34 protein-coding genes are annotated in these 25,559 nt (G+C 70.4%); 15 read left to right on the top strand and 19 right to left on the bottom strand.

What is annotated here, in order from left to right; genetic code table 11:
• The first annotated feature begins 47 nt into the window (after positions 1-47).
• Positions 48-653: a TetR/AcrR family transcriptional regulator gene (locus DMP23_RS05765; protein WP_037809657.1), complete on the top strand. Its 606-nt coding sequence runs from the start codon at positions 48-50 to the stop codon at positions 651-653.
• Here DMP23_RS05765 and DMP23_RS05770 read toward each other — a convergent pair.
• Genes DMP23_RS05770 through hisF form a run of 3 tightly spaced genes read right to left on the bottom strand, consistent with a single transcriptional unit; the run spans position 650 to position 2,138 of the window.
• Positions 650-1,012 carry a DUF1304 domain-containing protein gene (locus tag DMP23_RS05770; RefSeq protein WP_037809656.1) on the bottom strand — a complete coding sequence of 121 codons (363 nt, stop codon included), beginning with the start codon at positions 1,010-1,012 and terminating at the stop codon, positions 650-652. The genes DMP23_RS05765 and DMP23_RS05770 overlap by 4 nt on opposite strands.
• Positions 1,012-1,368, bottom strand: a complete 357-nt coding sequence (gene hisI / locus DMP23_RS05775; protein ID WP_037809655.1) for a phosphoribosyl-AMP cyclohydrolase — start codon at positions 1,366-1,368, stop codon at positions 1,012-1,014. The genes DMP23_RS05770 and hisI overlap by 1 nt, the downstream gene beginning before the upstream one ends.
• Entirely contained in the window at positions 1,365-2,138 is a 774-nt protein-coding gene (hisF, locus tag DMP23_RS05780) for an imidazole glycerol phosphate synthase subunit HisF (RefSeq protein WP_037809653.1), read from the bottom strand. The genes hisI and hisF overlap by 4 nt, the downstream gene beginning before the upstream one ends.
• Before the next feature lie 98 nt (positions 2,139-2,236).
• Here hisF and DMP23_RS05785 point away from each other — a divergent pair, with 98 nt between their 5' ends.
• Genes DMP23_RS05785 through DMP23_RS05800 form a run of 4 tightly spaced genes read left to right on the top strand, consistent with a single transcriptional unit; the run spans position 2,237 to position 4,571 of the window.
• Entirely contained in the window at positions 2,237-2,752 is a 516-nt protein-coding gene (locus tag DMP23_RS05785; protein WP_037809651.1) for a SigE family RNA polymerase sigma factor, read from the top strand.
• A complete protein-coding gene (locus tag DMP23_RS05790) occupies positions 2,749-3,717 on the top strand; it encodes a hypothetical protein (protein WP_337820371.1) in 969 nt (322 codons plus the stop codon). The genes DMP23_RS05785 and DMP23_RS05790 overlap by 4 nt, the downstream gene beginning before the upstream one ends.
• 16 nt (positions 3,718-3,733) lie before the next feature.
• Positions 3,734-4,168 (top strand): hypothetical protein, encoded by a 435-nt coding sequence (locus DMP23_RS05795; RefSeq protein ID WP_134730357.1) that lies wholly within the window; start codon positions 3,734-3,736, stop codon positions 4,166-4,168.
• 19 nt (positions 4,169-4,187) lie between these two features.
• A complete protein-coding gene (locus DMP23_RS05800; RefSeq protein WP_337820372.1) occupies positions 4,188-4,571 on the top strand; it encodes a PPOX class F420-dependent oxidoreductase in 384 nt (127 codons plus the stop codon).
• A gap of 1 nt (position 4,572) precedes the next feature.
• Here the strand turns inward: DMP23_RS05800 and DMP23_RS05805 are convergent, their stop codons facing one another.
• Both DMP23_RS05805 and DMP23_RS05810 read right to left on the bottom strand, forming a co-directional pair.
• A complete protein-coding gene (locus tag DMP23_RS05805; RefSeq protein WP_336159185.1) occupies positions 4,573-4,917 on the bottom strand; it encodes a DUF1330 domain-containing protein in 345 nt (114 codons plus the stop codon).
• An 86-nt stretch (positions 4,918-5,003) separates the two neighbouring features.
• On the bottom strand, positions 5,004-5,930 hold the full coding sequence (locus tag DMP23_RS05810) for a helix-turn-helix transcriptional regulator (RefSeq protein WP_337820373.1): 927 nt from the start codon (positions 5,928-5,930) through the stop codon (positions 5,004-5,006).
• Between the two features lie 88 nt (positions 5,931-6,018).
• Between DMP23_RS05810 and DMP23_RS05815 the strand changes: the two genes are divergently transcribed.
• Positions 6,019-6,444 carry a VOC family protein gene (locus tag DMP23_RS05815; RefSeq protein WP_337820374.1) on the top strand — a complete coding sequence of 142 codons (426 nt, stop codon included), beginning with the start codon at positions 6,019-6,021 and terminating at the stop codon, positions 6,442-6,444.
• The gene (locus tag DMP23_RS05820) at positions 6,441-6,767 is read left to right on the top strand and encodes a YdeI/OmpD-associated family protein (protein ID WP_134730367.1); all 327 of its coding nucleotides are present in this window, start codon (positions 6,441-6,443) and stop codon (positions 6,765-6,767) included. The genes DMP23_RS05815 and DMP23_RS05820 overlap by 4 nt, the downstream gene beginning before the upstream one ends.
• 29 nt (positions 6,768-6,796) lie before the next feature.
• On the opposite strand, the gene priA is transcribed toward DMP23_RS05820, so the two are convergent.
• Positions 6,797-7,528, bottom strand: a complete 732-nt coding sequence (priA, locus tag DMP23_RS05825) for a bifunctional 1-(5-phosphoribosyl)-5-((5-phosphoribosylamino)methylideneamino)imidazole-4-carboxamide isomerase/phosphoribosylanthranilate isomerase PriA (RefSeq protein ID WP_037370068.1) — start codon at positions 7,526-7,528, stop codon at positions 6,797-6,799.
• 145 nt (positions 7,529-7,673) lie between these two features.
• Positions 7,674-8,297, bottom strand: a complete 624-nt coding sequence (hisH, locus tag DMP23_RS05830) for an imidazole glycerol phosphate synthase subunit HisH (RefSeq protein ID WP_134730385.1) — start codon at positions 8,295-8,297, stop codon at positions 7,674-7,676.
• 130 nt (positions 8,298-8,427) lie between these two features.
• Here hisH and DMP23_RS05835 point away from each other — a divergent pair, with 130 nt between their 5' ends.
• On the top strand, positions 8,428-8,613 hold the full coding sequence (locus tag DMP23_RS05835; RefSeq protein ID WP_037809637.1) for a hypothetical protein: 186 nt from the start codon (positions 8,428-8,430) through the stop codon (positions 8,611-8,613).
• A gap of 33 nt (positions 8,614-8,646) precedes the next feature.
• On the opposite strand, the gene DMP23_RS05840 is transcribed toward DMP23_RS05835, so the two are convergent.
• Positions 8,647-9,537 (bottom strand): transketolase family protein, encoded by an 891-nt coding sequence (locus DMP23_RS05840; RefSeq protein ID WP_134730369.1) that lies wholly within the window; start codon positions 9,535-9,537, stop codon positions 8,647-8,649.
• Complete coding sequence (locus DMP23_RS05845) at positions 9,537-10,235, bottom strand: thiamine pyrophosphate-dependent enzyme (RefSeq protein WP_337820375.1); 699 nt, start codon at positions 10,233-10,235, stop codon at positions 9,537-9,539. Before DMP23_RS05845 ends, DMP23_RS05840 begins: the two co-directional genes overlap by 1 nt.
• Positions 10,236-10,289: 54 nt before the next feature.
• On the opposite strand from DMP23_RS05845, the gene soxR reads away from it, so the two are divergent.
• The 3 genes from soxR to DMP23_RS05860 are packed head-to-tail and all read left to right on the top strand — an operon-like array spanning position 10,290 to position 11,600.
• Complete coding sequence (soxR, locus tag DMP23_RS05850) at positions 10,290-10,751, top strand: redox-sensitive transcriptional activator SoxR (protein ID WP_037809633.1); 462 nt, start codon at positions 10,290-10,292, stop codon at positions 10,749-10,751.
• A 46-nt stretch (positions 10,752-10,797) separates the two neighbouring features.
• Positions 10,798-11,346: an RNA 2'-phosphotransferase gene (locus tag DMP23_RS05855; RefSeq protein WP_337820376.1), complete on the top strand. Its 549-nt coding sequence runs from the start codon at positions 10,798-10,800 to the stop codon at positions 11,344-11,346.
• Between the two features lie 35 nt (positions 11,347-11,381).
• Complete coding sequence (locus DMP23_RS05860) at positions 11,382-11,600, top strand: hypothetical protein (protein ID WP_337820377.1); 219 nt, start codon at positions 11,382-11,384, stop codon at positions 11,598-11,600.
• Positions 11,601-11,663: 63 nt separating this feature from the next.
• On the opposite strand, the gene DMP23_RS05865 is transcribed toward DMP23_RS05860, so the two are convergent.
• Together DMP23_RS05865 and DMP23_RS05870 are read right to left on the bottom strand one after the other, a co-directional pair.
• Entirely contained in the window at positions 11,664-12,479 is an 816-nt protein-coding gene (locus tag DMP23_RS05865) for a class I SAM-dependent methyltransferase (RefSeq protein ID WP_337820378.1), read from the bottom strand.
• 64 nt (positions 12,480-12,543) lie between these two features.
• Positions 12,544-13,122, bottom strand: a complete 579-nt coding sequence (locus DMP23_RS05870; protein ID WP_037809627.1) for a TetR/AcrR family transcriptional regulator — start codon at positions 13,120-13,122, stop codon at positions 12,544-12,546.
• A 195-nt stretch (positions 13,123-13,317) separates the two neighbouring features.
• Between DMP23_RS05870 and DMP23_RS05875 the strand changes: the two genes are divergently transcribed.
• The gene (locus DMP23_RS05875) at positions 13,318-15,501 is read left to right on the top strand and encodes an MMPL family transporter (RefSeq protein WP_337820379.1); all 2,184 of its coding nucleotides are present in this window, start codon (positions 13,318-13,320) and stop codon (positions 15,499-15,501) included.
• Between the two features lie 33 nt (positions 15,502-15,534).
• Positions 15,535-16,179: a GNAT family N-acetyltransferase gene (locus DMP23_RS05880; RefSeq protein ID WP_337820380.1), complete on the top strand. Its 645-nt coding sequence runs from the start codon at positions 15,535-15,537 to the stop codon at positions 16,177-16,179.
• 473 nt (positions 16,180-16,652) lie between these two features.
• Here DMP23_RS05880 and DMP23_RS05885 read toward each other — a convergent pair whose 3' ends face one another.
• Positions 16,653-16,811, bottom strand: a complete 159-nt coding sequence (locus DMP23_RS05885; RefSeq protein ID WP_162836028.1) for a hypothetical protein — start codon at positions 16,809-16,811, stop codon at positions 16,653-16,655.
• A gap of 17 nt (positions 16,812-16,828) precedes the next feature.
• Here DMP23_RS05885 and DMP23_RS05890 point away from each other — a divergent pair, with 17 nt between their 5' ends.
• The gene (locus tag DMP23_RS05890) at positions 16,829-17,566 is read left to right on the top strand and encodes an MBL fold metallo-hydrolase (RefSeq protein ID WP_337820381.1); all 738 of its coding nucleotides are present in this window, start codon (positions 16,829-16,831) and stop codon (positions 17,564-17,566) included.
• 178 nt (positions 17,567-17,744) lie between these two features.
• On the opposite strand, the gene hisB is transcribed toward DMP23_RS05890, so the two are convergent.
• Genes hisB through hisD form a run of 3 tightly spaced genes read right to left on the bottom strand, consistent with a single transcriptional unit; the run spans position 17,745 to position 20,772 of the window.
• Complete coding sequence (gene hisB / locus DMP23_RS05895) at positions 17,745-18,344, bottom strand: imidazoleglycerol-phosphate dehydratase HisB (protein ID WP_037367102.1); 600 nt, start codon at positions 18,342-18,344, stop codon at positions 17,745-17,747.
• Positions 18,341-19,450, bottom strand: a complete 1,110-nt coding sequence (locus DMP23_RS05900) for a histidinol-phosphate transaminase (protein ID WP_336159195.1) — start codon at positions 19,448-19,450, stop codon at positions 18,341-18,343. The genes hisB and DMP23_RS05900 overlap by 4 nt, the downstream gene beginning before the upstream one ends.
• A complete protein-coding gene (gene hisD / locus DMP23_RS05905) occupies positions 19,447-20,772 on the bottom strand; it encodes a histidinol dehydrogenase (protein ID WP_337820382.1) in 1,326 nt (441 codons plus the stop codon). The genes DMP23_RS05900 and hisD overlap by 4 nt, the downstream gene beginning before the upstream one ends.
• 84 nt (positions 20,773-20,856) lie before the next feature.
• Here hisD and DMP23_RS05910 point away from each other — a divergent pair, with 84 nt between their 5' ends.
• Positions 20,857-21,651: a carbon-nitrogen hydrolase family protein gene (locus DMP23_RS05910; protein WP_337820383.1), complete on the top strand. Its 795-nt coding sequence runs from the start codon at positions 20,857-20,859 to the stop codon at positions 21,649-21,651.
• A gap of 3 nt (positions 21,652-21,654) precedes the next feature.
• Here the strand turns inward: DMP23_RS05910 and DMP23_RS05915 are convergent, their stop codons facing one another.
• The 4 genes from DMP23_RS05915 to eccB are packed head-to-tail and all read right to left on the bottom strand — an operon-like array spanning position 21,655 to position 25,503.
• Positions 21,655-22,740 carry a TIR domain-containing protein gene (locus tag DMP23_RS05915; protein ID WP_337820384.1) on the bottom strand — a complete coding sequence of 362 codons (1,086 nt, stop codon included), beginning with the start codon at positions 22,738-22,740 and terminating at the stop codon, positions 21,655-21,657.
• On the bottom strand, positions 22,737-23,390 hold the full coding sequence (locus tag DMP23_RS05920) for a response regulator (protein ID WP_037809611.1): 654 nt from the start codon (positions 23,388-23,390) through the stop codon (positions 22,737-22,739). The genes DMP23_RS05915 and DMP23_RS05920 overlap by 4 nt, the downstream gene beginning before the upstream one ends.
• Positions 23,387-24,058 carry a response regulator transcription factor gene (locus DMP23_RS05925; RefSeq protein WP_337824368.1) on the bottom strand — a complete coding sequence of 224 codons (672 nt, stop codon included), beginning with the start codon at positions 24,056-24,058 and terminating at the stop codon, positions 23,387-23,389. The genes DMP23_RS05920 and DMP23_RS05925 overlap by 4 nt, the downstream gene beginning before the upstream one ends.
• Positions 24,059-24,096: 38 nt before the next feature.
• Positions 24,097-25,503, bottom strand: coding sequence for a type VII secretion protein EccB (gene eccB / locus DMP23_RS05930; protein ID WP_337820385.1), 1,407 nt, complete (start codon positions 25,501-25,503; stop codon positions 24,097-24,099).
• Positions 25,504-25,559 lie beyond the last annotated feature (56 nt).

Here is a 25,559-nt window from a genome sequence, read left to right on the forward strand (position 1 = left end):
ATTCAATGACTGTTGAATTCGAGGCGGCGACCGGTCAAGATGGTCCGGTGAGCACCGAAGACACTACCGCGCGCCGCCGCGGCCGCCGCCCCGCTGGTCAGGACACCCGCGCGGTGCTGCTCGAAGCGGCCCGCGCGGTGTTCGCCGAGAACGGCTACGAACGCGCGACGGTCCGCTCGATCGCCGCGCGCGCCGGCGTCGACGCGGCCATGGTCAACCACTGGTTCGGCGGCAAGGAGGGCCTGTTCGCGCAAGCGGTGCTGAAACTGCCGTTCGAACCGGCGGAGCTGGTCACGGTCCTGCGCGCCGGCCCGGTCGAGGAACTGGGCACCCGGATCGTGCACACGTTCCTGACCCGCTGGGACGGCGTCGGCGGCGACACGTTCCAGGCGCTGATCCGCAGCATCGCCAGCCACGAGGCGGCGAGCACCGTGCTGCGCGAGTTCTTCTCCGGGTTTTTCACCGGACTGCTGAGCGACCTCGGCGGCGACCGTCAGGAGCTGCGGGTGGCGTTGTGCGCATCGCAGCTGGTGGGGGTCGGGTTGATCCGGTACGTGGCGCGGTTCCCGCCGATGGTGGAGGCGGAGGTGGACACGCTGGTCACGGCGGTGGCGCCGACGTTGCAGCGTTACCTCACCGGGAACATCGACTAGCGCGACAGCAGCAGGAAAACCAGCGCCAGCACGCCAGGCAGCACCTGCACGAACAGGATCCGCTTCGACGCGGTCGCGGCCCCGTACAGACCGGCGACGATCACGCACGCCAAGCCGTACAGCTTCAGCTGGAAACCCGCCGGGTCGGCCGCGATCAGGCCCCAGATCAGCGCGGCGGCGAGGAATCCGTTGTATAGCCCCTGGTTCGCTGCCAAAGTCTTGCTCTCGCGGGCGAACTCCTCGGTGGTGCCGAACGCCGCGCGCGCCCGCGGCGTGGTCCACAGGGCCATCTCCAGCACCACGATGTACAGGTGGATCAGGGCGACGAGCCCGATCAGCACGTTCGCGACGACGGCCATCACGCGTTCTCGTCCGCGAGCAGCAGCCGGTCGTCGGTGTCGAAGCACGTGTGCGTGCCGGTGTGGCAGGCCGGGCCGGTCTGGTCCACGCGCAGCAGCACCGTGTCGCCGTCGCAGTCGATGCGGACTTCGCGGACGTGCTGGACGTGGCCCGAGGTCTCGCCCTTCACCCACAATTCCTGCCTGCTGCGCGACCAGTACGTGCCGCGGCGCGTGGTGAGCGTGGATTCCAGCGCGTCGTCGTTCATCCAGGCCATCATCAGCACGTCGGACGTCGCGTGGTCCACCACGACCGCGGCGATCAGCCCGTCCGCGTTGCGCTTGATCCGGGCGGAAAGTTCCGGCGAGAGGCTCATCGCACGACCACCCCTCCGGTGCGGAGCGCGCCCTTCACGTCGCCGATCGTCAACTGTCCGAAGTGGAATACGCTCGCCGCGAGCACTGCGTCCGCGCCCGCTTGCACGGCGGGCAGGAAGTGCTCGGTCGCGCCCGCGCCGCCGCTGGCGATCACCGGAACCCGCACCGCCTTGCGGACCAGGTCGATCAGTTCGAGGTCGAAGCCGGTTTTGGTGCCGTCGGCGTCCATCGAGTTGAGCAGGATCTCGCCCACGCCGAGTTCCTCGCCGCGCGCGGCCCACTCCACCGCGTCGATGCCGGTGCCGCGCCGGCCGCCGTGCGTGGTGACCTCGAAGCCGGACGCGGTCGGTTCGCTGCCTTCGGGCACTCGCCGCGCGTCGACGGACAGCACGACGCACTGCGCCCCGAACCGGCGCGACGCCTCGCGCAGCAGCTCCGGGCGGGCGATCGCGGCCGTGTTGATGCTCACCTTGTCCGCGCCGGTGCGCAGCAGCCGGTTGACGTCGTCGGTGGAGCGCACGCCGCCGCCGACGGTGAGCGGGATGAAGACCTGCTCGGCGGTGCGGCGGACCACGTCGAAGGTGGTTTCGCGGTCGCCGGAGGACGCGGTGACGTCGAGGAAGGTCAGCTCGTCGGCGCCTTCGGCGTCGTACCGGCGCGCGAGCTCCACCGGGTCGCCCGCGTCGCGCAGGTCGGCGAAGTTGACGCCCTTCACGACCCGGCCCGCGTCGACGTCGAGACAGGGAATCACCCGAACCGCCACAGCCATGCCCACCAGCCTAGTCGGCCGCTCGGGCGAGCCCGCCGCGACGGCTTCGTCACCAATTTGCGGATCCGAAGCATCAAAACCGGCCCCTCGCGCGTCTGATGATCGTGACCACCGGTTTCGACGATTTCGTGGCGGAACGCCTCGACGGGCTGCTGCGCTACGCGACCGTCCTCGCCGACGACCCGCATCTGGCGCAGGACATCGTCCAGGACGTGCTCCTGCGCGCCCAGCAACGCTGGTCGAAGATCGAATCGCCGCCCACCTACGTCCGCCGGATGATCACCAACGAGTACCTGTCGTGGCGCCGCCGCGCCGCCCGCCGCGTGGTCCCGTCGAACCACACGGTGCTCGACGCGCTCGGGCCGCCGACCGCCGATCCCAGCACCGCCTACGACGAACGCGACGAAATGCTCGCCCTGCTGGCCACGCTGCCGCGGAAACAGCGCGCCGCGGTCGTCCTGCGCTACTACGAGAACTACACCGACGCCGAGATCGCGGATTTCCTCCGCTGCGGCGTCTCGACCGTGCGCAGCCAGATTTCGCGCGCGCTGGCGACGCTGCGCGCCGGAATGCCCTCGTTGCCGGCCGCCCTCACCACCGGAGCAGGAGAATGACCCCCTCGAACGAGACCGAGACGCTGGTGCGCGACAGCCTCGAACGGCTCGCCGAGCGGGCACCGGACGGCAACCAGGTGCTCAACGCGCTCGCCCGGGCCCGGCAACGCCGACGCCGTCCTCGCCTCGCGCTGGCCGCCGCGGTGATCGCGGTGATCGCGGTCGCCGCCGGGGTGCCGCTGGTGGTCGAAACGGTCGCCGAAGCGCCCGCGCAGCTCACGCCCGCCGCCGGACGACCGGTGCTCGCGTACACGCCGGGCTGGCTGCCGGACGGCTTCACCGAGCAGTACCGCTCCGGCGGGCCCGGAACGACCGCGCAGGTGCGGCAATGGCAGTCCGGCGCGAGCCGGGTGGAACTCGCGGCGCACTCGACGGCCGATCCGGAATGGGCGCAGACCGCACTGCGCATCTCGGCGGTGAAGGACCAGGTCGTGGTGCACGGCCGGATCGCCATGGTGACCGGCCCGAGCGACACGATCGCCACGCTTACCTGGATGCCGGACAACCGCTACGTGCTGACCGCCAAGGTCGAAGGCGTCCCGGACGCGCGCGATGCGGCCCAGCAAGTAGCCGATTCCGTGACCGTCGACCCAGTCCGGGTCCGCGGCGAGGCGCGCTTCGGACCGCTGCCCGCCGGTCTGCACGAAGAGGCCACGACCGTTCGCGGCACCAGTTCCGACAACGCGACGACGGTGCTCGACGCGAGCGGCCCGAGCGGCAAGGTGCGCGCGACGATCAGCGGCGGCTCCCCGGCGCTCAGCGGGTCCGGGCCGGTGCAGGTGCGCGGTCTCTCCGGCGCTTACGTGCCCGCCTCCGGACCGGCCGACGCGCAGGTCACCGTGCGATTGTCGACCGGGCGATGGCTGACCGTTTCCGGCCGCTTGCCGCGCGAGCAACTGGTCGCGGTGGCGGACGGGATCGTGCTCGATTCGGCACCGGAATACGGATGGCTGAGCGCCCGCTGACCGCTACCGTGAAGCCATGTCCGAACTGGGGGAGTCTCGGAGCACGCTTTCGCGAGTGGCGTACGCCGTCGGGCTCGGGGCCGCGATCATCGCCGTTCTGGTGGCCTGGTGCGTCGGAGCCAATTACCTCGCCCAGCTCACTGCGAGCGAGCAGCTGACCTGCCGGTTGCGCCAGCTCGTGCCGTGGTCCGGCCTGGGCGTGACGCTGTGGCAGGTCAGTTCGCTCTTGCTCTTTCTGCTCGCCGGAGCCGGGATTTCCGCGCTCCTGGGGCGAATCGGGAGCCGAAAGGCGGCGCTCGGCGTGTGCGCGGCCGTGGTCGTGCTGTTCACCTGGGGCTATGTGGCGGCGACGCACGTGGTGATGGAGAAGGTGGCCGGCCACGGCACCTCGGTCGCCGTGCCGACGACGCCCGGCTCGCCGCAGCCCGCCGACCGCTGCCAAGGACTGTGACGCCGTCTACCGTAGGGCTATGTCCGAACTGGAGCGTCTCGGCGCCGAGAAGTACGTCGTGCTGACCACTTTCCGCCGCGACGGCCGCGCGGTCCCGACCCCGGTGTGGGCCTCCCGCGACGGCGACGAGCTGGTTCTGTTCTCCGAACGCAACGCGGGCAAGGTCAAACGCATCCGCAACAACGGCGACGTCCGGCTGCAAGCCTGCGACGTCCGCGGCCGCCGAGTGCACGGCGCCGAAGTCAGCGGCACCGCCCGGCTCCTCGACACCGCCGACAGCGACCGCATCCGCGGGGTCATCGCCCGCGACTACGGCCTCGTCGGACGCGTGACCATCTTCTTCAGCCGCCTCCGCGGCGGACCCGAGCGGACGATCGGCATCGCGATCAAAATCGCCGAGTAAGTCACCGGGCCTCTTCACGGAGCCGGGCGCCCATCGCGGCCGAATCGTGGTTCGGTCCGCAGCCCTCCACCAGGATCACGTCACCCACCAGATGATCGGTGCGCAGGTGCAGGATCTTGCGGTAGTCCGCCGACGCGTACCACTGCTCGGCGGCGGCGAAATCGGGAAATTCGAGCACCACGGTCGCGCCCGGCCAGGTGCCTTCCAGTACGCGGGTCTCCCCGCCGTGGACCAGGAACCGGCCCTCGAACGGATCGAGCGTCGCCTGGATCAGTTCCATGTACTCGTAGACCTCGGGGTCCACGGTTCCCGGCTGGCGCAGGTGGGCGATGGCGTAGGCGGTCATGTCCGGCTCCTTGGCTCGATTCCGTTGTCTGCCAAGCAATCCTGTCCGTTCCCGGGAATGGAGTCGATTACCTCGCGGGTAATCGTTCAGCCGCCGTAACGGGCGGTCAGCTCGCGGCCGATGCGGGCGAGTTCGGCGCGGACCGAGTCCGGTTCCACCACCTCGACCAGGTCTCCCCATCCGGCCAGTTGCTCCGCGATCGAACGCACCCAGTGCGCCGCCACCTTCACGCGTACCCGGCCGTCCTGCTCCCCGAGCATCTCGCAATGCCGCCCGAAATGGGACCGCAGCACGGACAAGTACCGCGCGTCGATCAGCACGGTGGCCGACACGAGCGAACGCCGCTGCTCCATCTCCTCCACGACCCGGGCCCACTGTTCGCGAAGATCGAAGTCGTCCGGCCGCTGCGAAGGCAGGTCTGTAGTCGCGGCCGCCGAAATCCGGTCGACGCGGAAAGTCCGTTGTCCCGCAGGGGTTCCCGCGATGAGATACCAGACCCCGTCCTTGTCGGCGAGGCCGTACGGATCCACTAAGCGGTCCTTGCCGCTGTAGTCGAACCGCACCTTGCGCCGCTGCACCACCGCCTGTTGGAGGGATTGGACGAGCGCGGGCGGTTCGCGATCCCGCTCGCCCCACCCCGCCGGATCGGACACGACAGCCCGCGCGGCGGCTTCGGCGTCGGCCCGGAACGTCGCGGGCAGCGCGCGGACAAGCTTGCGCAGCGCGGACGACAGTTCCGGACCGCCGGACGCCGCCGGTCCCAGCATCAAGAACAACGCCTGCGACTCGGCCGCGGTCAGTCCACTCAGGTCGGTGCGCGCCCCGCCGACGAGCGACCAGCCGCCGCCGCGTCCGGGCTGCGGATAGACCGGGATCCCGGCCGCCGACAACGCCTCCAGGTCGCGGCGGGCCGTGGCCACGGAGATCTCCAGGTCCTCGGCCAGTTCGGCAGCGGTCACCCGGCCGCGGGCCTGAAGCAGCAGGACGGCAGCGACGAGACGGTCAGCGCGCATGGTTGGGATTCTCTCTCTAAAAGTGCTCAGAAGATGAGCACTTTGGCGGAGAAGCTAGTCCCACAACCGAGCAGACAAGGACTCAGAGATGCTTCGAGGACTCAGCACCGTCACCTTCTACTCCCCCGACTTCGACGCGGCGAAGCGCTGGTACACCGACCTTTTCGGCGTCGCGCCATACCTGGACACCCCGGCGTACCTGGAGTGGCGCATCGGCGATTACCAGCACGAATTCGGCATCGTCCACAGCTCGTACGCCACCAGCGAGCTGTCCCGGACCGCCGATCTCGCCACTGTCGGACAGCCCGCGGGCGCGGTCGTGTTCTGGCACGTCGAGGACGTCCCCGCGACGCTGGAGCGGGTCGTCGCGATGGGCGCGAAGGTCCATGACGCCCCGCGCGACCGCGGCACCGGGTTCATCACCGCGTCAGTGATCGACCCGTGGGGCAACGTCCTCGGCCTGATGTACAACCCGCACTACGTCTCGATCCGCGAAACGCTGGTGCGGGCATGACGATCTTCGCCGACGCCGCGGCATGGCGGAACTGGCTGGCCGAGCACCACGATTCCGCCACCGAAGTCTGGGTGGTGCTGGCGAAGAAGGGCGAGCCCGGCCTCACCTACGAGCAGGCGCTGCGAGAAGCGCTCTGCTACGGCTGGATCGACGGCCTGACCCGCCGCCGCGACGACTCGACCTACACCCAGCGGTACACGCCGCGACGGCCGAAAAGCCCGTGGTCGCCGCGAAATCTCGCCCGGGCCGAGCTGCTCCGGCAGGAGGGCCGGATGCGCCCGGCCGGGCAGCTCGCGCTCGACCGGGCCGCGATTCCGGCGTGATTTCCGGTGCTCGCCGACGATTCCCGCGGTCAGCGGACGGCGGCGAGAGCCTCCGGGAGGGTGAAAGCGCCCGCGTACAGCGCCTTCCCGACGATCGAGCCTTCGACGCCGTCCGACGCCAGCCCGGCGAGCGCCCGCAGATCGTCCACACTGGACACTCCGCCGGAGGCGATCACCGGCGCGTCGGTGCGGGCGGTGACCTCGCGCAGCAGGTCCAGGTTCGGGCCGCGCAGGGTGCCGTCCTTGCTCACGTCGGTGACGACGTACCGGCTGGCCCCGTCGCGGTCGAGCCGCTCCAGGACCTCCCACAGGTCGCCGCCGTCGGACGTCCAGCCGCGCGCGGACAGCCGGTGCCCGGCCTCGGTGATCCGCACGTCGAGCCCGATCGCGACGCGGTCGCCGTATTCGGAGACGACCTTCGCCGTCCAGTCCGGGTCCTCGAGCGCCGCGGTGCCGAGGTTGACCCGGCGCGCGCCGGTGGCGAGCGCCGCCTCGAGCGACGCGTCGTCGCGGATGCCGCCGGACAGCTCCACCTGCACGTCGAGCCGCTTGACGACGTCGGCGAGCAGCTCGCGGTTGCTGCCCTTGCCGAAGGCCGCGTCGAGGTCCACGAGATGGATCCACTCGGCGCCGTCGCGCTGCCACTGCAGCGCCGCCTCGAGCGGGCTGCCGTAGGAGGTCTCGGTGCCCGCCTCGCCCTGGACGAGTCGGACCGCCTGGCCGTCGGCAACATCAACTGCGGGAAGGAGCGTGAAAGTCACGCGCACAGCCTAAGCGGCGCGGCCGGGCGCACCTTCCGGGGGATATCCGCGCGGCCGGACGGCCTCGGCGACCTGGCGATGCGGCGCACGCCACGGACCGGCGAAGTGAGCGGCGGCACAGTCGCCTCCTGGCGGAAACTCCCGGCTACGCCAGCGTGCCCAGCCAGTTGCGCAGCAGCTGCGCCCCCGCGTCCCCGGACTTCTCCGGGTGGAACTGGGTCGCCCACAGCGGCCCGTTCTCCACCGCCGCGACGAAGTCCTCGCCGTGGTTCGCCCAGGTCACCTTGGGCTGCTGCCCGGCGAGGCCGGAGTCCAGTTCCCACTTCCGCGCCGCGTAGGAGTGCACGAAATAGAACCGCTCGTCCGGGTCGATCCCGGCGAACAGCTGCGAATCGGCGGGCGCGCGGACGGTGTTCCAGCCCATGTGCGGGAGCACGTCGGCGTGCAGCCGCTCGACCGTGCCCGGCCATTCGCCGGTGCCCTCGGTCTCCTCGCCGTGCTCGACGCCGCGCGAGAACAGGATCTGCATGCCGACGCAGATGCCCAGCACCGGGCGTCCGCCCGCCAGCCGCTTGCCGATGATCCGGTGCCCGTGCACGCCCAGCAGCCCGCTCATGCACGCCGAGAACGCGCCGACGCCGGGCACCACGAGGCCGTCGGCTTCGAGCGCGGCATGCGGGTCGGCGGTGACTTCCACGTCGGCGCCCGCGCGCGCGACGGCGCGTTCGGCGGAGCGGAGGTTTCCGGAGCCGTAATCGAGGATCACCACACGAGACACGCCCCGAGCCTAGCCTCCCGGACAATTTCGTTCCGAGCCCGTTTCGTTCTCGCCCCGAACGGGTACCCACGGGGCTATGTGCGGGTGCCGCCGGCGCCCCCGGACCCGGAAAGAGGACGAAATGTCCGAGTCCGATCTGCTCTGCCGGATGTTCCAAGCATGGCGGGAAGACATCGACAGCGTGCCGTTCCCGCAGTTCAGGGAGCTGACCATCCCGCTGCAGAAGACCCGCGCGGAGATCGACCTCGCGCGCCGGTCGACCGCGCGCACGGTGAACCCCGTGCGGCGCGCCGACAGCGGCTGGTGACGCCGGACGGTTGCCCGTTGCCGGGGTCTCTCCTCATCCGGTGAAGAATTCCTTGAGGGACAACGCGATCGAACCCGCGTCGAGCCCGTGCACGAGATCGTGGTCGGCGAGCGTGCCGTAGATCCGCACCTCGGCGTCCCGGCGGGTGCCGAGGTTCAGCAGCCGGTGCGGCCGGTCCGCGAGCGCGTCGGCGACGCAATGCGCGGAGGTTCCCTTGAGGTACGGCTCCACCAGCGCCACATCAGCCACCTCCGGCATCGCGGCACGCAGGCCTTCGGCGTCGAACGGGCGCACCGTCGAGGTGTAGAGCACCGTCACGTCCATGCCCTCGGCCGCCTCCAGCACCCGGTCCAGCATCGGCCCGACCGCGATCACCACGCCGCGCGTGCCCTGGCGGATCGTCTGGAGCCCGACGCCGAGGTGCGGCTCGGAATTCTCCTGCGCGGACAGCCGCAGGTACGTCCGGCTGTCCCCGGGCACCGAGTCGAGCAGCAGCCGACGCGCCTCCTCGGGATGTCCGGGCACGTGCACGTACCAGCCGGGCAGGGAATCGATCAGCGCGACGTCGCCGGGAGCCTGGTGCGTGCGGCCTTCCATCGGCATGTCGTAGGAAGCGCCGTACGAAACCAGCACCGCGCCGAGGTCCTGGTGGCTGAGGTCCAGTTTGATCTGCTCGAACGCGCGCTCCACGAGGAACGCGTTGAAGGTGTGCACGATCGGCCGGAGCCCGGCGAGCGCGAGGCCGGCGCCGGTGCTCACGAGCAATTGCTCGCGGATCCCGACGTTGATCACCCGGTCGGGATGCCGTCGCGCGGCCTCGGCGAGCGACGCGGCCGAGATGTCGGCGAGGACGATCGCCACGTCCTGGTCGCGGTTGACGATTTCCTCGGCGGTGGTCAGGAAGGTGTCCCGCATGTTCGGCATCAGTGCGCGCCTTTCGGTTCCACGACGGCGACGACCGCGAGCGGCCGTCCGGGATGAGGGGTGGTGAACGCGTCGTACAGCGCTTCGTGGTCGCGGCCGGAGACCGTGCGCACGGCCCAGCCTTCGGTTTCGAAACGGCGCGCGATGCCGCCTGGCCAGCCGTGCGTCGAGGATTGGTTGTCCACGACCACCGCGGTCAGCTTGTCGAGCCCGAGCCGTGCGGCGACGACGATCGCCTCATGGTTGGAGCCTTCGTCGAGTTCGGCGTCGCCGACGAGCGCGACGATGCGCGAGCGGAACCGGCGGGCGCGCAGGCCGAGTGCGGTGCCGACGGCGATAGGCAGGCCGTGCCCGAGCGAACCGCTGGAGATTTCGACGCCGGGCGCGCGGACGCGGTCCGGATGGTGGCCGAGCCGCGAACGCGCCGAACTCCAGCCGGCGAGTTCGTCCTCGTCCAGCCAGCCTTTCGCGACGAGAACCGCGTAGTACGCCATCGGCCCGTGCCCCTTGGACAGCAGGAACCGGTCGCGGCCCGGCTGCCGGGCGGTGTCCGGGCCGAGGTCGAGGACCCGGTCGAACAGCACCCACAGGACGTCCATTGTGGACTCCGCGGCCGCGTGGTGTTTGTCGTCGCCGGTCATCAGCGAGATCAGCCGGGGCAGGTCCGCGTAGCCCGGCTCGTGCGTCGTCGTGGTCATGGTCCCGACCATGCAACCTCGACCAAACTGAAGGTCAAGCGCTAACCTGGACTAATGACGAGGTTGGCGGACAAGCTGAGCATCGGCCAGGTCGCGGAACGCAGCGGGGTCCCGCACACGGCACTGCGGTTCTACGAGGAGCGCGGCCTGATCACGTCCGAGCGCTCGGCGGGCAACCAGCGCCGCTACGCGCGTTCGGTGCTGCGGCGGATCGCGTTCATCCGCGCCGCGCAACGGGTCGGGCTGTCGCTGGAAGACATCAGCGCGGCGTTGGAGACGCTCCCCGCCGACCACGCGCCGACGAAGGCGGACTGGGCCCGCCTGTCGCGCGAATGGCAGACCGAACTCGACGCCCGGATCGACGCGCTCCAGCGGCTGCGGGACCGGCTGACCGGATGCGTCGGCTGCGGATGCCTGTCGCTGCGCAGCTGCGGCCTGTACAACGCGGACGACGAACTCTCCCGGTTCGGGCCCGGGGCCAGCAAGCTTCGTCCGGTCCTGGAGGGCGGCATCTGAATTCCGTTGCGCGCCAGTGCTTCGGTGTGGGTTACTGCGGGCAGAGATGAACGAGAAAAATCGAACCCGGGTGTCCAAACGGCTGTCCCGGCACCTGCGCCACGACCCCGGCGGGCTCGGGCTCACCCTCTCCCCTGGCGGCTGGGTTCCGGTCGACGAGCTGCTCACGGCACTGGCCCGGAACCGGTTCCCGGTGAGCCGCGCGGAGCTGGACGAGGTCGTCGCGAACTGCGCCAAACAGCGGTTCGCCTTCGACGAGACGGGGACGTTGATCCGCGCCAGCCAGGGACACAGCGTCCGGGTGGATCTGGAACTGGCGGACGCGCCGCCGCCGGAAATCCTCTTCCACGGCACGGCGACGCGGTTCCTTCCCTCGATCCAGGCGGAGGGATTGCGCCCGATGAAGCGGCACGCGGTGCATTTGTCGGCGACCCGCGAGACGGCGTGGAAGGTCGGATCGCGGCACGGGAAACCGGTCGTGCTCACGGTGGCGGCCGGGGAAATGGCCGCGCGCGGGCATGTGTTTCAGGTGAGCGACAACGGGGTGTGGCTGACTTCGGCGGTTCCGGCGGAGTTTCTGACGGCGCCCGAGTAGCGCATACTGAACGGGTCGCGCCCGAGGAGGTGGCCATGCCGGACTACACGATCGTCCAGTGCAGCGAAGGCCATTATTTCTCCACGATCTGGCTGCCCTTGGTGTCGTTCAAGGCGATCCGGCTCGGCGACCGGCGGCTGCAGCGCTGTCCGGTGTGCCGCCGTTTCCGCTCTGTCGTCCGGGTTCCCGCGGATCAGTTGACGGCCGAGGAACGGCGCGCGGCTGAAGCGCTGAAGGACTCCCGGCTGCCGTAACCGACCGCCTCGGCGAGTTTTCCGGGGGCGGACGTTGCGGAGGTGCGTGAGCGCTTCCGCGGTTCAGCCAGCTTCGCCGACCCGGCACAGGATTTCCCCGTGCGGGATCGAGAACCAGCCGTCCGGATCGGCCGCCCACGCACGCCACGCGGCGGAGATCTCGCGGAGGTCTTCCGCGGACGCGTGCCCGCCCGCCACGGCCTGTTCGGCAATCTTGGAATCCAGGATCCGTTCCGCCCACATGCCGCCCCACCACGCGCGTTCCTCGGGCGTGGAATGACACCAGATCGAGGCGCTCGGCTTGACGTCGCGGGCGCCCGCGGCGTGCGCCCAGGCCAGCAATCGCCGTCCCGCGTCCGGCTCGGCGCCATTGCCGTGCGCGACCGCGCGGTACACCTCGAGCCAGCGGTCCAGCCGCGAATCCGCCGGCCACCAGAACGCCGCGGCGTAGTCGGTGTCGCGCGCGGCGACCACACCGCCGGGTTTCGCCAGCGCCAGCATGTGCCGCAGCGCTTCCACCGGTTCGGTCAGGTGCAGCAGCACCTGGTGCGCGTGCACGACGTCGAACCGGCCGATCGCCGGGCCCGCGGTGATGTCGGCGCGCTCGAACCGGACATTGGACACGCCTTCGCTCCGCGCGTGCGCCCGCGCCTGCTCCAGAACGGATTCCGACACGTCGATGCCGACGACCTCGCCCGGAGCCACCCGGCGAGCGAGATCCACCGTGATCGTCCCGGGCCCGCAGCCGACGTCCAGCACGCGGCGCCCGGGAAGCAGCTCCGGTGCGAGGTAGGCGGCCGAATTGTCGACGGTTCGCCAAACTTGCGACCGTACAACGCTTTCCGCGTGCCCCTGCCCGTAAGCGCTATCCGAAGACATGCTTCGAGGTTAGGAGCCTCGTCCCAGATACTGCAACAGGGTTCTCAACAGTTGAGAAGCTGGCTCAGCAGACCCGGCGGCGCGGCCTGCCCAGCAGCCGCCGCCCCACTCCGACCAGTTCCTGGCGGAGCGTTTCGTCGTCCACCTCGGCCAGATCGGGCGCGCCGCCCGCCATCGCGATGCCGGTGAACGCCACGATCGCCGTCACGCGAGCGGTCACGTCCGGCTCCGGCTCCCCGGCCACGATCGAAATCAGCGCCTGCTTGAACCCTTCGACACCGTGCCGCGATTTCGCGAGCGCCGCGTCGATGCCCGGGTCGCTGGAGAACAGCGCGACCAGCACCCGGTGCCGCACCACGAGATCGACGAAACCGTCCAGCAGATGGTCCACGCGCGCGCCGTGCCGGCGGTGCTTCGCCGCCTCGACGACCAGTTCGTCCAGTTCCCGGATGCCCGGTTCCGCGACCGCCTCGGTGATCTCCGACTTCGTCTTGAAGTGGTAGTACACCGCGGCCTTGGTGACGCCCAGCTCGTCGGCGATCATCTGCAGCGACGTGCCCTCCACGCCGTGCTCCGAGAACAGCCGCAGCGCAGTGGCGAGCAGCCTGGTCCGGGTGTCCGCGACCGGTTCGACGGTCGTCATCGCGCCCTCCTCGTCAAGCGGAGTGCGCTGCTCCGCAGCACATCATCGTACTTGCCGGGCGACTAGTCCGAAACTTGCCGTGCGGCTAGTCACATCCTAGCCGATCGGCTTGGCAGCCCCTTGCCGAACGGCTAGCTTCGAAAGGGCGATTCCCAGTGCGGAGAGCCCGCTTCGGGCGCGAAACGGAGACGACTCGTGGCACCCTTCCTGTACCGGCTCGGCAGGCTGTCGTTCCGCCGCCGGGTCCTCGTGGCGGCGGTCTGGGCGCTTGTCCTCGCGGCGGTGGGCGCGGGCGCGCTCACGCTGTCGGGCAAGCTGTCCGATTCGGTGACCATCCCCGGCACCGAATCCCAGCAGGCGATCGACCGGCTGGCCGAGCACTTCCCGCAGGCCGCGGCGGGCGGCGGCACCGCGCGCGTGGCGATCGCCGCGCCGGACGGGCACAAGGTCACCGACCCGGCGGGGCAGGCGGCTGTCGAGTCGGTGGTGGGCAAGCTGAAGTCCGCGCCGAAGGTGGCCGCGGTGGTCGACCCGTTCCAGGCGAAGTCGGTGTCCCCCGACGGCCGGGTCGCGCTTGCGCAGGTGAGCTACCAGGTCAAGGGTTTCGAGCTCAGCGATTCCGACCGGTCCGCGCTGCTGGCGACCGGTGATCACGCGAAGCAGCTGGGATATCAGGTCGAGTACGGCGGCGACGCGGTGCAGGGCATCCCGGCGACCGGGGCCACCGAGGGACTCGGCGTCGCGGTCGCGGCGGTCGTCCTGATCATCACCTTCGGTTCGCTGCTCGCCGCCGGGATTCCGTTGCTGACCGCGCTGATCGGGGTCGGCGTCGGGATGGCGGGCATCATGCTGGCGTCCGGTTCGCTGGAGCTGAACTCCAACACTCCGGTGCTGGCGTTGATGATCGGGCTCGCGGTGGGCATCGACTACGCGCTGTTCATCGTCTCCCGCTACCGGCACGAACTGGCCGAGGGCCGCGAACCCGAGGAAGCCGCCGGCCGAGCCGTTGGCACCGCTGGTTCCGCCGTGGTGTTCGCCGGGCTGACGGTGATCATCGCGCTCGCCGGGCTGACCGTCGTCGGTATTCCGTTCCTTGGCCAGATGGGCGTCGCCGCCGCGGCGACCGTCGTGATCGCCGTGCTGATCGCGTTGACGCTGCTGCCCGCCGTGCTCGGCTTCGCCGGTGCCCGGGTCGCCAGCAGCAAGATCCGCGTGCGCCGCCGCACCGAAGGCCCGACGCACGGTGAACGCTGGGCGCGTTTCGTTGCGCGGCACCGGGTTCCGGTCCTGCTGACCGCGCTGGTCGGGTTGGCCGTGGTCGCGGTTCCCGCGCTGAGCATGCAGCTCGGCCTGCCCAACGACTCGACCGCCGCGCCGGACACCACCCAGCGCAAGGCCTACGACCTGGTCAGCAAGGGATTCGGCGAGGGCGCGAACGGACCGCTGCTGGTCGTCGTCGACACCGGCCCGAACCACAATCCGGCCGCGTTGAAGCAGGCCGCGGCGGACATCGGCAAGCTGCCGGACGTCGCCGCGGTGACGCCGCCTCGGGTCAACCCGGCCGGGGACACCGCGGTGCTCACGGTGATCCCGAAGAGCGGCCCGAGCAGCACGCAGACCGAGGACCTCGTGTCCGCGATCCGCGCGCAATCCGCGCCGTTGCAGGAAAACACCGGCGGCAGCCTCGCGGTGACCGGCCAGACCGCGGCCAACATCGACGTGTCGCAGAAGCTGTCGGACGCGATGCTGCCCTACCTCGCGCTCATCGTCGGGCTGGCGTTCCTGTTGCTGATGCTGGTGTTCCGGTCGGTCGTGGTGCCGTTGAAGGCGACGCTCGGGTTCCTGGGCTCGGTGGTCGCGACGTTCGGCGCGGTGGTCGCGGTGTTCCAGTGGGGCTGGCTCACCGATTTGCTCGGCGTCGCCTCGACCGGCCCGATCATGAGCATGCTGCCGATCCTGCTGATCGGCGTCCTGTTCGGGCTCGCGATGGACTACCAGGTGTTCCTGGTGACCCGGATGCGCGAGGAACACGTGCACGGGGCCGAGCCGCAGGAAGCGATGGTGACCGGGTTCCGGCACGGCGCGCGGGTCGTCGTGGCGGCCGCGCTGATCATGATCTCGGTGTTCGCCGGGTTCGTCCTGGCCGAGTCGACGCTGATCCAGTCGATCGGGTTCGCGCTGGCCTTCGGCGTGCTGGTGGACGCGTTCGTGATCCGGATGACCATCGTGCCCGCGGTGATGTCCCTGCTCGGCCGCGGCGCGTGGTGGCTGCCCAAGTGGCTCGACCGGATCCTGCCGAACGTCGACGTCGAAGGCGAAGGCCTCGTCCGCGAACTCGGCGCCCGCGGCGACGACGAACGCGAGCTGACTCGAGTCTGAGTTTTTGTCGGTGGTGGTTCGTACCCTGGTTTCATGATCGAGGACACGGTACGGACTTGGGTCGCGGGATGGGCCTTGTCACGGCAGACACCGGTGCCGGTCGAGAAGCCATGGGGGCTTTTCGTCGAGGTGCCGGACAATCCCGCGGAAGTGGGCAGGCACGTCCTGCCCGCGGCTGAGGAATCGCTGGTCCGCGCTGCTGCGGGCGCGGTCAGCGAACCTCGGACGTGGCTGAAAACGCCTGCCGAGCCGGAAACGATCGAACCGTGGATGCCGGATGGCTGGATAGTCGCCTGGGAAGAAACCGGCCACCTGATGGCGACCGATCTGCTGGCGACGAACCCGGTCGCGCCGGAGGGCTACACGGTGACGGTGGAGGTCAGCGGCGCCGTCACGTTCCTCCGCGTGCTGGACGCGACGGGAGAGCAGGCAGCGAAGGGCCAGATGGCGACTGTCGGCGACGCGGTTGTTGTGGACCGGGTGGTGACTGAGGAAGCCCACCGGCGCCGCGGACTGGGCGGGTTCGTGATGCGCTCGCTCGCCGACCGCGCGGTCTCGGACGGAGCGGTGCTGGGCGTGCTCGGGGCGACGGATGCGGGACGGGCGCTGTACGAGACGTTGGGGTGGAAGAAGCACGCGACGCTGGCTGAGTGCATTTTTGAGCCGTTGGCGGCTTAGTCGCGGGGTGCGCTTGGGGAGGTGTTTTATTGACAGGAGTCACGGGCTAGGCGTGGGGAGATTCGCTTTCGTTGCCGGGAAGGCGTGCGTCGAAGGCGGCTAGGACCGCGCACGTCGCCGCGAGTTACGCGCTTGCCGTGAGGGGCGTGCGCTAGCTGTGGGAGGCATGCGGTGGGAGGGGAAGTCCGCGTTTCGTTGCTGGGAGGGCACCACGAGCGACAAGGGCCGCGTTAGCCGCCGCGAACCACGGGCTGCTGTGGAAGGGCTCGCGTTAGCTGCCTGGGCAAGCGTCGGGAGGCGCGAAGGTCCGCATCGATTGCTGGGCGGCACAGGGCAGGCGCGGGCACGCGCCTGCGCGAGAAGGTCCGCGTCGGCGACCAAGCCCGTGTCGGCGAGCAAGCCCGCGTCGGCGAGCAAGCCCGCGTCAACAGTGCGGGAAGCGTGCATCGGAAGCGGGAAGATCCCGGGAGTGGTCAGCTGACCAGCCAGGCGATGGCCCCGCCGATCGCCAGCACTGCCGCGATGCCCAGCACCACGGCGAAGAACTTCGCGGTCTTCCACAGCGAGTAGACCCCGCCGGCCAGGAAGCCGCCGAGGGCCAGCAGCAGGACCGCGATCAGTTCTTTGCTCACAGGGGTTAGCGTGCCACATGGCTTTCACCGTGACGGTACTGGGCAGCGCGACGCCGTACCCGCGCCCGGACGCTCCGTGCTCCGGGTACCTGGTGCGCCACGAGGACACCGCGATCTGGCTCGACGCCGGGCCCGGCACCCTCGCTGCCCTGCAGGAACACGTCTCGCCGGCCGAGCTGGACGCGATCTGGATCTCGCATCTGCACGCGGACCACGTCGCGGATCTGTTACCGGCGGTGTACGCACTGTTGTTCGCGGATCTCCGCCTGCGGCGGCCGATCCCGCTCTACGGCCCGCCGGGGACGGCGGCGCGGATCTCCGCGTTCCTGAGCAACACCGGCCGCGCGCCGATCGAGGAGGCGTTCGCCGTCCGGGAACTCCACGACGGACATCGGACCCGGGTCGGCGGGCTGCGCCTCGAGACGGTGGCCGTATCGCACGGGTTCCCGGCGTTCGGGGTGCGGATCACTGACGGAGAGCGGACTTTCGCGTACTCCGGAGACACCGGGCCGTGCTCGGCGCTCTCGGAGCTGGCGAAGGGGACGGATCTGTTCCTGTGCGAAGCGGACAGCATCGAGCCGTCCGCGGAACACCTGACTCCGGCGGAAGCGGGCCACGCGGCTGCCGGTGCCGCACGGCTGGTACTCACGCATCTCGGCCACACGGTTACCGCCCGCGACGCGGTTCGCCTTGCCGCCGAACACTTTCCCGGGCCGGTGGCTTATGCCGCTCCGCGGACGGTGTTCCGCGTGTGAGCGGTCAGAACGAGAACCGAGTGCGCGGTGCCGGTCCGCTGGAGCGAGTTTCCCCGCGAATTACCGACCTGAATATCGCGAGGTCGATTCCCGCTTCTCCTGCTCGATGCGGGCCGCATTCCCCGGCGCGGCCACCGTGCGCGGCGTCCAGCAGCAACGCCGCGCACGTCCGAAGCCGCTAAAGCACGCCCTTCGTGGACGGAATCCCACCGGCGCGCGGGTCCGGTTCCGTGGCCGCACGTAGTGCCCTCGCCACGGCCTTGTACTCCGCTTCCGCGATGTGGTGCGGGTCGCGGCCGTGGATGACGCGGACGTGCAGGGCGATCTGCGCGTGGAACGCCAGCGAGTCGAAGACGTGCCGGGTCAGGACGAACGGGTAGTTGTTGCCGATCGTGAAGGTGTTGAACTGCTCCGGCTCCCCGACGTGCACGCAGTACGGGCGGCCGGAGACGTCGATCGCGGCGTGGGCGAGGGTTTCGTCCATCGGGATCCACGCGTCGCCGAAACGGCGGATGCCGCTCTTGTCCCCGAGGGCCTGGCGCAGCGCCTGGCCGAGCACGATCGCGGTGTCCTCGACGGTGTGGTGGGCGTCGATGTGGACGTCGCCGGTCGCTTCGACCTTCAGGTCCAGCGAACCGTGCACGCCGAACGCGGTGAGCATGTGGTCGTAGAACGGCACGCCGGTGGCGATCTCCACCTGGCCGGTCCCGTCGAGGTCCAGCTGGACCAGGATGGACGATTCCTTGGTGGTGCGCTCCACCTTGCCGACGCGGCTCATCGCTTGACTTCCTTACTCGCTTCGAGGAAAGCGTCGTTCTCTTCCGGGGTGCCGACGGTCACCCGCAGGTGGCCTTCGATGCCCACGTCCCGGATCAGCACGCCGTGGTCCAAATAGGACTGCCAGCTGGCCGGCGCGTCGCTGAACTGTCCGAAGAGGACGAAGTTGGCGTCGCTCGGCACCGGGGTGAATCCCAAGCCCAGCAAGGCTTCCACGACGCGGTCGCGTTCGGCGGAGAGCCGGTGCACCGACGCGAGGGTGGCGTCGGCGTGCCGGAGGGCGGCGCGGGCGGCCGCCTGGGTGACCTTGGAAAGGTGGTACGGCAAGCGGACCAGCTGCAGGGCGTCGACGATGGCCGGTGCGGCGGCGAGGTAGCCCAGCCGTCCGCCGGCGAAGGCGAACGCCTTGCTCATCGTGCGCGACACGATCAGCTTCGCCGGGTACTCCGCGATCAGCTCGATCGCGCTGGCCTGCGACGAAAACTCCGCGTACGCCTCGTCCACCACGACGATCCCCGGGGCCGCGTCGAGCACGCCGCGCAGCTGGTCCAGCGGGATCGACCCGCCGGTCGGGTTGTTCGGGCTGGTCACGAAGACGATGTCCGGCTTCCGCTCGGCGACCGCTCGCGCGGCCTGCTCGGTGTCGAGCGAGAAGTCCGCGCGGCGCGGCACCGGCAGCCAGTCGGTGCGGGTGCCGGTCGCGATGATCGGGTGCATCGAGTACGACGGCTCGAAGCCCAGCGCGGTGCGGCCGGGACCGCCGAACGCCTGCAGGATCTGCTGCAGGATCTCGTTCGACCCGTTCGCCGCCCACACGTTCGCCTCGGACAGCACGACCCGGGTGGACACCGTGAGGTAGTCCGCCAGATCGGTGCGCAGCGCCACCGCGTCGCGGTCCGGGTACCGGTGCAGCGACGCGGCTTCGGCGCGCACGGCCTCGGCGACGTCGTCGACCAGTTCGGGCGGCGGCGGGTACGGGTTTTCGTTGGTGTTGAGCCGGATCGGGACGTCCAGCTGCGGCGCGCCGTACGGGGTGCGGCCCCGCAGGTCCTCGCGCAGCGGGAGTTCGGCGAGGGTGACCTCGCCGCCGGGAGTGGCTTCGTTCATCGGCCGTCTCCTTCGAAACGTGCGGTGACGGCTTCGCCGTGCGCGGGCAGGTCTTCGGCGTCCGCGAGCGCGACGACGCGGGGGGCGATCTCGCGCAGGGCGTCCTCGGAGTAGTCCACGACGTGGATCCCCTTCAGGAAGCTCTGCACCGACAGGCCCGAGGAATGCCGCGCGAACCCGCCGGTGGGCAGCACGTGGTTCGAGCCGGCGCAGTAGTCGCCCAGCGAAACCGGGGCGTACGCGCCGACGAAGATCGCTCCGGCGTTGCGCACCCGTGCGGCCACTTCGCGGGCGTTCGCGGTCTGGATTTCCAGGTGCTCGGCGGCATACGCGTCCACGACGCGCAGTCCGTCGTCCACAGTGGACACCAGGATGACGCCGGACTGCTTGCCGCCCAGCGCCTGGCCGACCCGCTCGGAGTGCTTCGTCGCGGGGACGCGGGCGGCCAGCTCCGCCTCGACCGCGTCGGCCAGCTTCTCGGACGTGGTCACCAGGACGCTCGCGGCCAGCGGGTCGTGCTCGGCCTGGCTGATCAGGTCGGCGGCGACGTGCGCCGGGTCGGCCGTCTCGTCGGCGAGGATCGCGATCTCGGTCGGACCGGCCTCGGAGTCGATCCCGATCACGCCGCGGACCAGGCGTTTGGCCGCGGTGAGGAAGATGTTGCCGGGGCCGGTGACGATGTCCACCGGGGCCAGTTCGGCGCCGTCGGTGTCGACGCCGCCGTAGGCGACCAGCGCGACCGCCTGCGCGCCGCCGACCGCCCACACCTCGTCCACGCCGAGCAGCGCGGCCGCGGCCAGGATCGTCGGGTGCGGCAGCCCGCCGAACGCGGCCTGCGGCGGCGAGCACACGACCAGCGAGCGCACGCCGGCCAGCTGCGCCGGGACGACGTTCATCACCACGGTCGACGGGTACACCGCCAGCCCGCCCGGCGCGTACAGGCCGACGCGGTCGACCGGCACCCAGCGTTCGGTGACCGTGCCGCCGGGCACGACCTGCGTCGTGACGTCCTGGCGGCGCTGGTCGGAGTGCACTTTCCGGGCGCGCTTGATGGACTCCTCCAGCGCGGCGCGGACCTGCGGGTCCAGCTCGGACAGCGCCTTGGACAGCTCTTCGGCGGGCACCCGGACCGTCTCCGGGCGCACCTTGTCGAACCGCTCGGTGAACTCGAGGACCGCCTCGACCCCGCGGTCGCGGACCGCCTCGACCACCGGCCGGACCTGATGCAGCGCCGCGTCCACGTCGTACTCGGCGCGCGGAAGCGCGGCACGGAGCTCGGCAGCGGAGGGGACCTGCCCGCGCAGGTCGGTGCGGTTCAACATGGACACCAGGGTACGAGGTGGCCCGCGCGCGCCCGGCAGGGATACTCGATGCCGACCCGCTGTCCCCGGACCAGGGAGGCTCGTGTGCCCCGGATCGCGTTGTGCCAGCTCAACTCGGGCGACGACCCGGAAGAAAACCTGAAAACGGTTCGCTCCGGAGTGGAGGCCGCGGCGGCCGCCGGAGCGCGGGTGGTGGTGTTCCCGGAGGCGACGATGGCCCGCTTCGGCCGCCCGCTCGCGCCGGTCGCACAGCAGCTGGACGGCCCGTGGGCGTCGGCGGTCGCCGCGATCGCCTCGGAGCACGACGTGCTGGTGATCGCCGGGATGTTCACGCCAGCGGACAACGGGCGGGTGCGGAACACGCTGCTGATCACCGGGCTGGGGCAGCATCTCGGCTACGACAAGATCCACCTCTACGACGCGTTCGGCTTCGCCGAATCGGACACCGTCGCGCCGGGTGCGGAGGTCGTGACGTTCTCCGCGGAGGGGACCGTGTTCGGGGTCGCGACCTGCTACGACCTGCGGTTCCCGGAACTGTTCCGACGCCTGGCCGACGACGGCGCGGACGTGGTGACGGTCCCGGCTTCGTGGGGCGCGGGGGCCGGGAAGCGGGAGCAGTGGGAAGTCCTGGTGCGAGCGCGGGCCCTGGACTCGGGCTGCTGGGTAGCGGCTTGCGGGCAGGCCGACCCGGCGGCGACCGGGGTGGAGGTCAATCCGAAGGCACCGACCGGCATCGGGTACTCGCTGGTGGCGGACGGTTTCGGGCGGGTGGAAGCGCAGGCTGGGGCCGGGGTGGAGATGCTGGTGGTGGACGTGGACCCGGAGGTGGCGGGGAAGGCTCGGACGGCTACTGGGGCGTTGGCCAACCGGCGGCTGTAGAGGTCAGTTCTGCAGGTGGCGCTGGAAGGCTTCGAGCGCCTGGTCGAACTGGGCTGACGCTTCGGGAGCGATTTCCAGCGGAAGCGTCAGCTGGATCGTGACGTCCTCGCCGTTGAGCAGTTGCGCGTGCAGGGGGTCCGCACGGTCGCGGAGCTCGTACACGAAGGATCTCAACCGCTCCACAGGCCGATCCGCGTACCGGGCGAGCGCCGCGAAGACTTCATGCACCTCGTCCGACGGGGTCGCATAGCCGCGGAGCCGGTAGGACCATTCGAGGAATGATCGGTAGACGGCGACGTAGCGGCTCGCCACGTGGATTATTCGCGGGACATCCCCGGCTTCGCCGACAACCCCGAACGCGGCCGTTTGCGCGTCGTCGGAAAGCACCGCGGCGAAGTTTCTGATCACGCTCAGAACCGTCGCGAGTTCTCGCTGTATGGTCGACGGGACCTGGTCGACCGGCACGTAATCGGCCGGATGGGAAAAACCCATGCGATGATCGAGATAGGCGTCGTGCAACCGCTCGATTCCGCACACCAATTCATACGAAAACAAGAGGTATTCCCAGGCCGCGGGGCGTTCGCCGATCAGCACCGTGGCTTCGTGTTCATTACGGGGGACGTACCCGTTGAAGCCTCCTCTTCCGCCCGCCGCCGCTTCGCTGCCCAATTTCTCGCAGATAGCGCTCGCGATGCCGCTCGTCCCGACGATGTTCCCGTCCAGGTAGCTGATGCTCTCCCGGACACCGTCGAGCCGGGTGGCGTCCAATCGCACCGGGAGCAGATACGGTTCCGGCTGATTGAGCGCCCGCAGCAACACGCTTCGCCGCTCGAATCTCGTCCAGGGTTTCGCCGCGTAGTGCCGGGAAACGAACACCACCGCGTATCGCGCGCGTTCCTCGTAGACTTTCGGCAGGTACTCGACCATCTCCTCGCCCCAGAGGGCGACCTGCTCGTCCTGGTCGTAGAACACCTTGTACCCGGCGTCGACCACCTCGCGGACCACAGCCTCGACGAAAACGCGGTCTTCCCCGGCGAAGGACACCGCGACGTCGTAGTCGTAGGCCCGCGCCGGGTCTCTCGCCGTCAACGCAGCAACCCTTCCCGGATCGCCACCCGCACGAATCCCGCCCTTCGCCGCTCTCCCGTCTTGTCCCGGATCCGGTCCAGATACGACCGCACCGTCCGGACGCTGATGTCCAGGATCTCCGCGACGTCCACGTCCCGCTCCCCCGCCGCCACCAGGCGCAGGACCTGTTTTTCCCGTTCCGACAGCACGATCTTCGGTCCCGCGTGCCGTTCGTCGCTGTCCTGGATGATCATGCCGGCCAAGGTCGGCGAGACGTATGCGTTGTCCTCCGCGATCGTCCGGATCGCGCGCAGCAGTTCGTCGCCGTCGACGTCCTTCGACAGGAAGCCCTTCGCGCCGGCTTGCATCGCGCCGAGGACCTCGGGCTGTTCCGCGTGCGCGGACACCACGAGCACCTTGTGCCCCATCTGCCCCACCTCAAGCACCGCGGCCGCGTCCTGGACGCCGCGCAGTTTCAGGTCGAGCACGACCACGCTGCCCTTCGGCTGGTCCTGCACCGCGAATCGCGCCACGGAGTCGGCTACCGCGCCCAGTTCGATGTCCGGGGCGTCGTTCAGCACGCGCGCGACCGCGTCCCGGTACAGCGGGTGGTCTTCGATCACCCCGACCTGGATGGGTCCGCTCCGGCGCCGCCCCTCGTCGGCTTTCACGTCACTGTTTCCTTCCCCACCAGGCCGCGGCGGATCGCTTCCTTCACGAGGCCGGGGCGCCGCCGTTCGCCGGTCTTGTCGCGGATCCGGTCGAGGTAGCCGCGCACGGTGCGGACGCCGATGCCGAGGATCCGCGCGATGTCGACGTCCCGTTCGCCCGCCGCGACGAGCCGCAGCACCTGCACTTCGCGCGGCGACAGTTCCATTTCCGGCCGGGTGACCGGGCGGTCGGTGTTGTCCTTGATGATCATTCCGGCGACCACGGCCGACACGTACGCGCCGCCGCCCGCGACCGCGCGGATGGCGATCAGCAGCTCGTCGACGTCGACGTCCTTCGACAGGAATCCCTTGGCCCCGGCGGCGATCGCGGCGAGCACCGTCTCCGGCTCTGCTTGCGCCGACACCACCAGCACGTGATGGCCCAGCTCGGCGACCTCGAGCACCGCGGCCGCGCCGGCGACGCCCGGCAGACCGAGGTCGAGCAGGACGACGCTGCCGACGGGCTGGCGCGCGACGTGGAAGCGCGCGACCGAATCGACCACCGCGCCCAGTTCGACGTCCGGGGCCTCCATGAGGACGCGTTCCACCGACCGGCGGTACAGCGGATGGTCTTCGATCACGGCGACCTGGACGCTGCCTGGCGCCGCGGATTCGGGGCGGTCCGGCACGTCGCTGGGTCGCTGCGCTGTCGTGGTCACCGGCTCGCTCACCCCGTTCCCGCAGGCTGCCCGGCCGCGGCGGGATCGAGCGCGGGACCGGTCGGCATCAGCGCGAGAAGCCCGCCCGCGACCGGATGCCCGGACCCAGAACCGTAGCCCAGCGACGTGAGCGCCGTCCCGTTCGCCACCGGATATTTTCGCCCCGTGTCCGTGACGAGATAAATGGTTCCCGACCCGGGATCGGTCGCGACCGCGCCGCGCGAGGGCGGGACGTAGACGACATCCGCGACCCGGGCGTCGGTCCGGCTCTGCACCGGCAGCGCGCGGGCGCCGGGCGGGACCGGCAGATCCGCCGAGACCGTCACGCGGCCGTTCTGCGCGCACAGGGTCACCGCGCTGCCGGTGATCGGCGCTTTCCCGGGGATCCGGTCCGGGTACGCCGCCGGATCCGCGCCGCCGGAACGGGGTTCGCTCACCTTCTTCACCGAGGCGACGTCCGCGGCGCGCACCCGCGCCGGTTCCGGACGGCCCGGATACGCAGGTTCGTTCGCCGGGGTCGTGACGAGCAGCGCGGCCTCGGTCTGGCCGACGGGTTCGAGGCCGTCCGGGCGGACGAGGTAGTAGGTCGAGGCGGTGGCGGGCCCGGCCATCGGGTCGACGACCGACAGCACCTGGCCGACGCGCGTCTCCAGCGTCCCGACGCGCGGGCCGCGGTTTCCCGCGCCATCGACGGGGATCTCGCCGAGGTCGCGTCCGGCGGGCACGGTGTCGATCCAGCGCGCGGACACGGTGATCGTCGGGTAGCTGTCGAATTGCAGGGCCGCCGCGGCTTCGTCGCTCAGCCGGTACCGGTGGCCGCCCGCGAGCAGGAACCGGCCGCCCTGCGGGACGCGCACGATCACGCCCGAATCGCGCGGCAGCTCGACCCCGGACGCGGCCGGTTCCAGCAGCACGGCGACGAGCGGTTCGGCCGACGCGGGCGCGTCCTGGGTGGTGCGGCTGCAACTGGCCCACGGGGTGGTGATCAGCGTGCTGGGCAAGGAATCCGGCGCGCCGACGATGCCGATCTGAGTGCCGCGCGGGGCCGTGCCGAGCTTCTCGGCGGGCACCGTGACGGTCTCGTGGCCGTTGCCGCCGGCGAGCAGCCGCGCGGACGCGTAGTTGAGCACCGGGTGCACCGCGCCGTCCGCGCCGAGCACGAACCGCGCCCCGCTGTCCTCCTCGACGATCACCTTGCCGCCGGCCAGCCAGTCCTTCCCGCCGAACGGGCTGACCAGGCCGATCACCCCGAACACCGCGGTCACGAGCAGGGCCGCGCCGACGCCGAGCAGCGTGCCGAGCACGAGACGGCGGCTGGGCGACACCGGATGGTTGGCGTCCGCGGCGACGAGCGCGGACACGAGACGGCGGCGCAGGAACTGGTACGCCTGGATCTGGTCCCGCTGCGTCCACACGCTGTCCCGGCCCCCTGGAGATCACATCCGCTTCCCGCGCAGGCTAGACAGCTCTC

The sequence above is a fragment of the Amycolatopsis sp. A1MSW2902 genome (genome assembly GCF_017312175.1).
Lineage (GTDB): Bacteria > Actinomycetota > Actinomycetes > Mycobacteriales > Pseudonocardiaceae > Amycolatopsis > Amycolatopsis nivea.

Bases quoted from the DNA above. Each gene is read 5' to 3' on its own strand.
- DMP23_RS05770 (WP_037809656.1), bottom strand. From the start codon at position 1,012: ATGGCCGTCGTCGCGAACGTGCTGATCGGGCTCGTCGCCCTGATCCAC.
- hisI (WP_037809655.1), bottom strand. From the start codon at position 1,368: ATGAGCCTCTCGCCGGAACTTTCCGCCCGGATCAAGCGCAACGCGGAC.
- hisF (WP_037809653.1), bottom strand. From the start codon at position 2,138: ATGGCTGTGGCGGTTCGGGTGATTCCCTGTCTCGACGTCGACGCGGGC.
- DMP23_RS05785 (WP_037809651.1), top strand. From the start codon at position 2,237: ATGATCGTGACCACCGGTTTCGACGATTTCGTGGCGGAACGCCTCGAC.
- DMP23_RS05790 (WP_337820371.1), top strand. From the start codon at position 2,749: ATGACCCCCTCGAACGAGACCGAGACGCTGGTGCGCGACAGCCTCGAA.
- DMP23_RS05795 (WP_134730357.1), top strand. From the start codon at position 3,734: ATGTCCGAACTGGGGGAGTCTCGGAGCACGCTTTCGCGAGTGGCGTAC.
- DMP23_RS05800 (WP_337820372.1), top strand. From the start codon at position 4,188: ATGTCCGAACTGGAGCGTCTCGGCGCCGAGAAGTACGTCGTGCTGACC.
- DMP23_RS05805 (WP_336159185.1), bottom strand. From the start codon at position 4,917: ATGACCGCCTACGCCATCGCCCACCTGCGCCAGCCGGGAACCGTGGAC.
- DMP23_RS05810 (WP_337820373.1), bottom strand. From the start codon at position 5,930: ATGCGCGCTGACCGTCTCGTCGCTGCCGTCCTGCTGCTTCAGGCCCGC.
- DMP23_RS05815 (WP_337820374.1), top strand. From the start codon at position 6,019: ATGCTTCGAGGACTCAGCACCGTCACCTTCTACTCCCCCGACTTCGAC.
- DMP23_RS05820 (WP_134730367.1), top strand. From the start codon at position 6,441: ATGACGATCTTCGCCGACGCCGCGGCATGGCGGAACTGGCTGGCCGAG.
- DMP23_RS05835 (WP_037809637.1), top strand. From the start codon at position 8,428: ATGTCCGAGTCCGATCTGCTCTGCCGGATGTTCCAAGCATGGCGGGAA.
- DMP23_RS05840 (WP_134730369.1), bottom strand. From the start codon at position 9,537: ATGCCGAACATGCGGGACACCTTCCTGACCACCGCCGAGGAAATCGTC.
- DMP23_RS05845 (WP_337820375.1), bottom strand. From the start codon at position 10,235: ATGACCACGACGACGCACGAGCCGGGCTACGCGGACCTGCCCCGGCTG.
- soxR (WP_037809633.1), top strand. From the start codon at position 10,290: ATGACGAGGTTGGCGGACAAGCTGAGCATCGGCCAGGTCGCGGAACGC.
- DMP23_RS05855 (WP_337820376.1), top strand. From the start codon at position 10,798: ATGAACGAGAAAAATCGAACCCGGGTGTCCAAACGGCTGTCCCGGCAC.
- DMP23_RS05860 (WP_337820377.1), top strand. From the start codon at position 11,382: ATGCCGGACTACACGATCGTCCAGTGCAGCGAAGGCCATTATTTCTCC.
- DMP23_RS05865 (WP_337820378.1), bottom strand. From the start codon at position 12,479: ATGTCTTCGGATAGCGCTTACGGGCAGGGGCACGCGGAAAGCGTTGTA.
- DMP23_RS05870 (WP_037809627.1), bottom strand. From the start codon at position 13,122: ATGACGACCGTCGAACCGGTCGCGGACACCCGGACCAGGCTGCTCGCC.
- DMP23_RS05880 (WP_337820380.1), top strand. From the start codon at position 15,535: ATGATCGAGGACACGGTACGGACTTGGGTCGCGGGATGGGCCTTGTCA.
- DMP23_RS05890 (WP_337820381.1), top strand. From the start codon at position 16,829: ATGGCTTTCACCGTGACGGTACTGGGCAGCGCGACGCCGTACCCGCGC.
- hisB (WP_037367102.1), bottom strand. From the start codon at position 18,344: ATGAGCCGCGTCGGCAAGGTGGAGCGCACCACCAAGGAATCGTCCATC.
- DMP23_RS05900 (WP_336159195.1), bottom strand. From the start codon at position 19,450: ATGAACGAAGCCACTCCCGGCGGCGAGGTCACCCTCGCCGAACTCCCG.
- hisD (WP_337820382.1), bottom strand. From the start codon at position 20,772: ATGTTGAACCGCACCGACCTGCGCGGGCAGGTCCCCTCCGCTGCCGAG.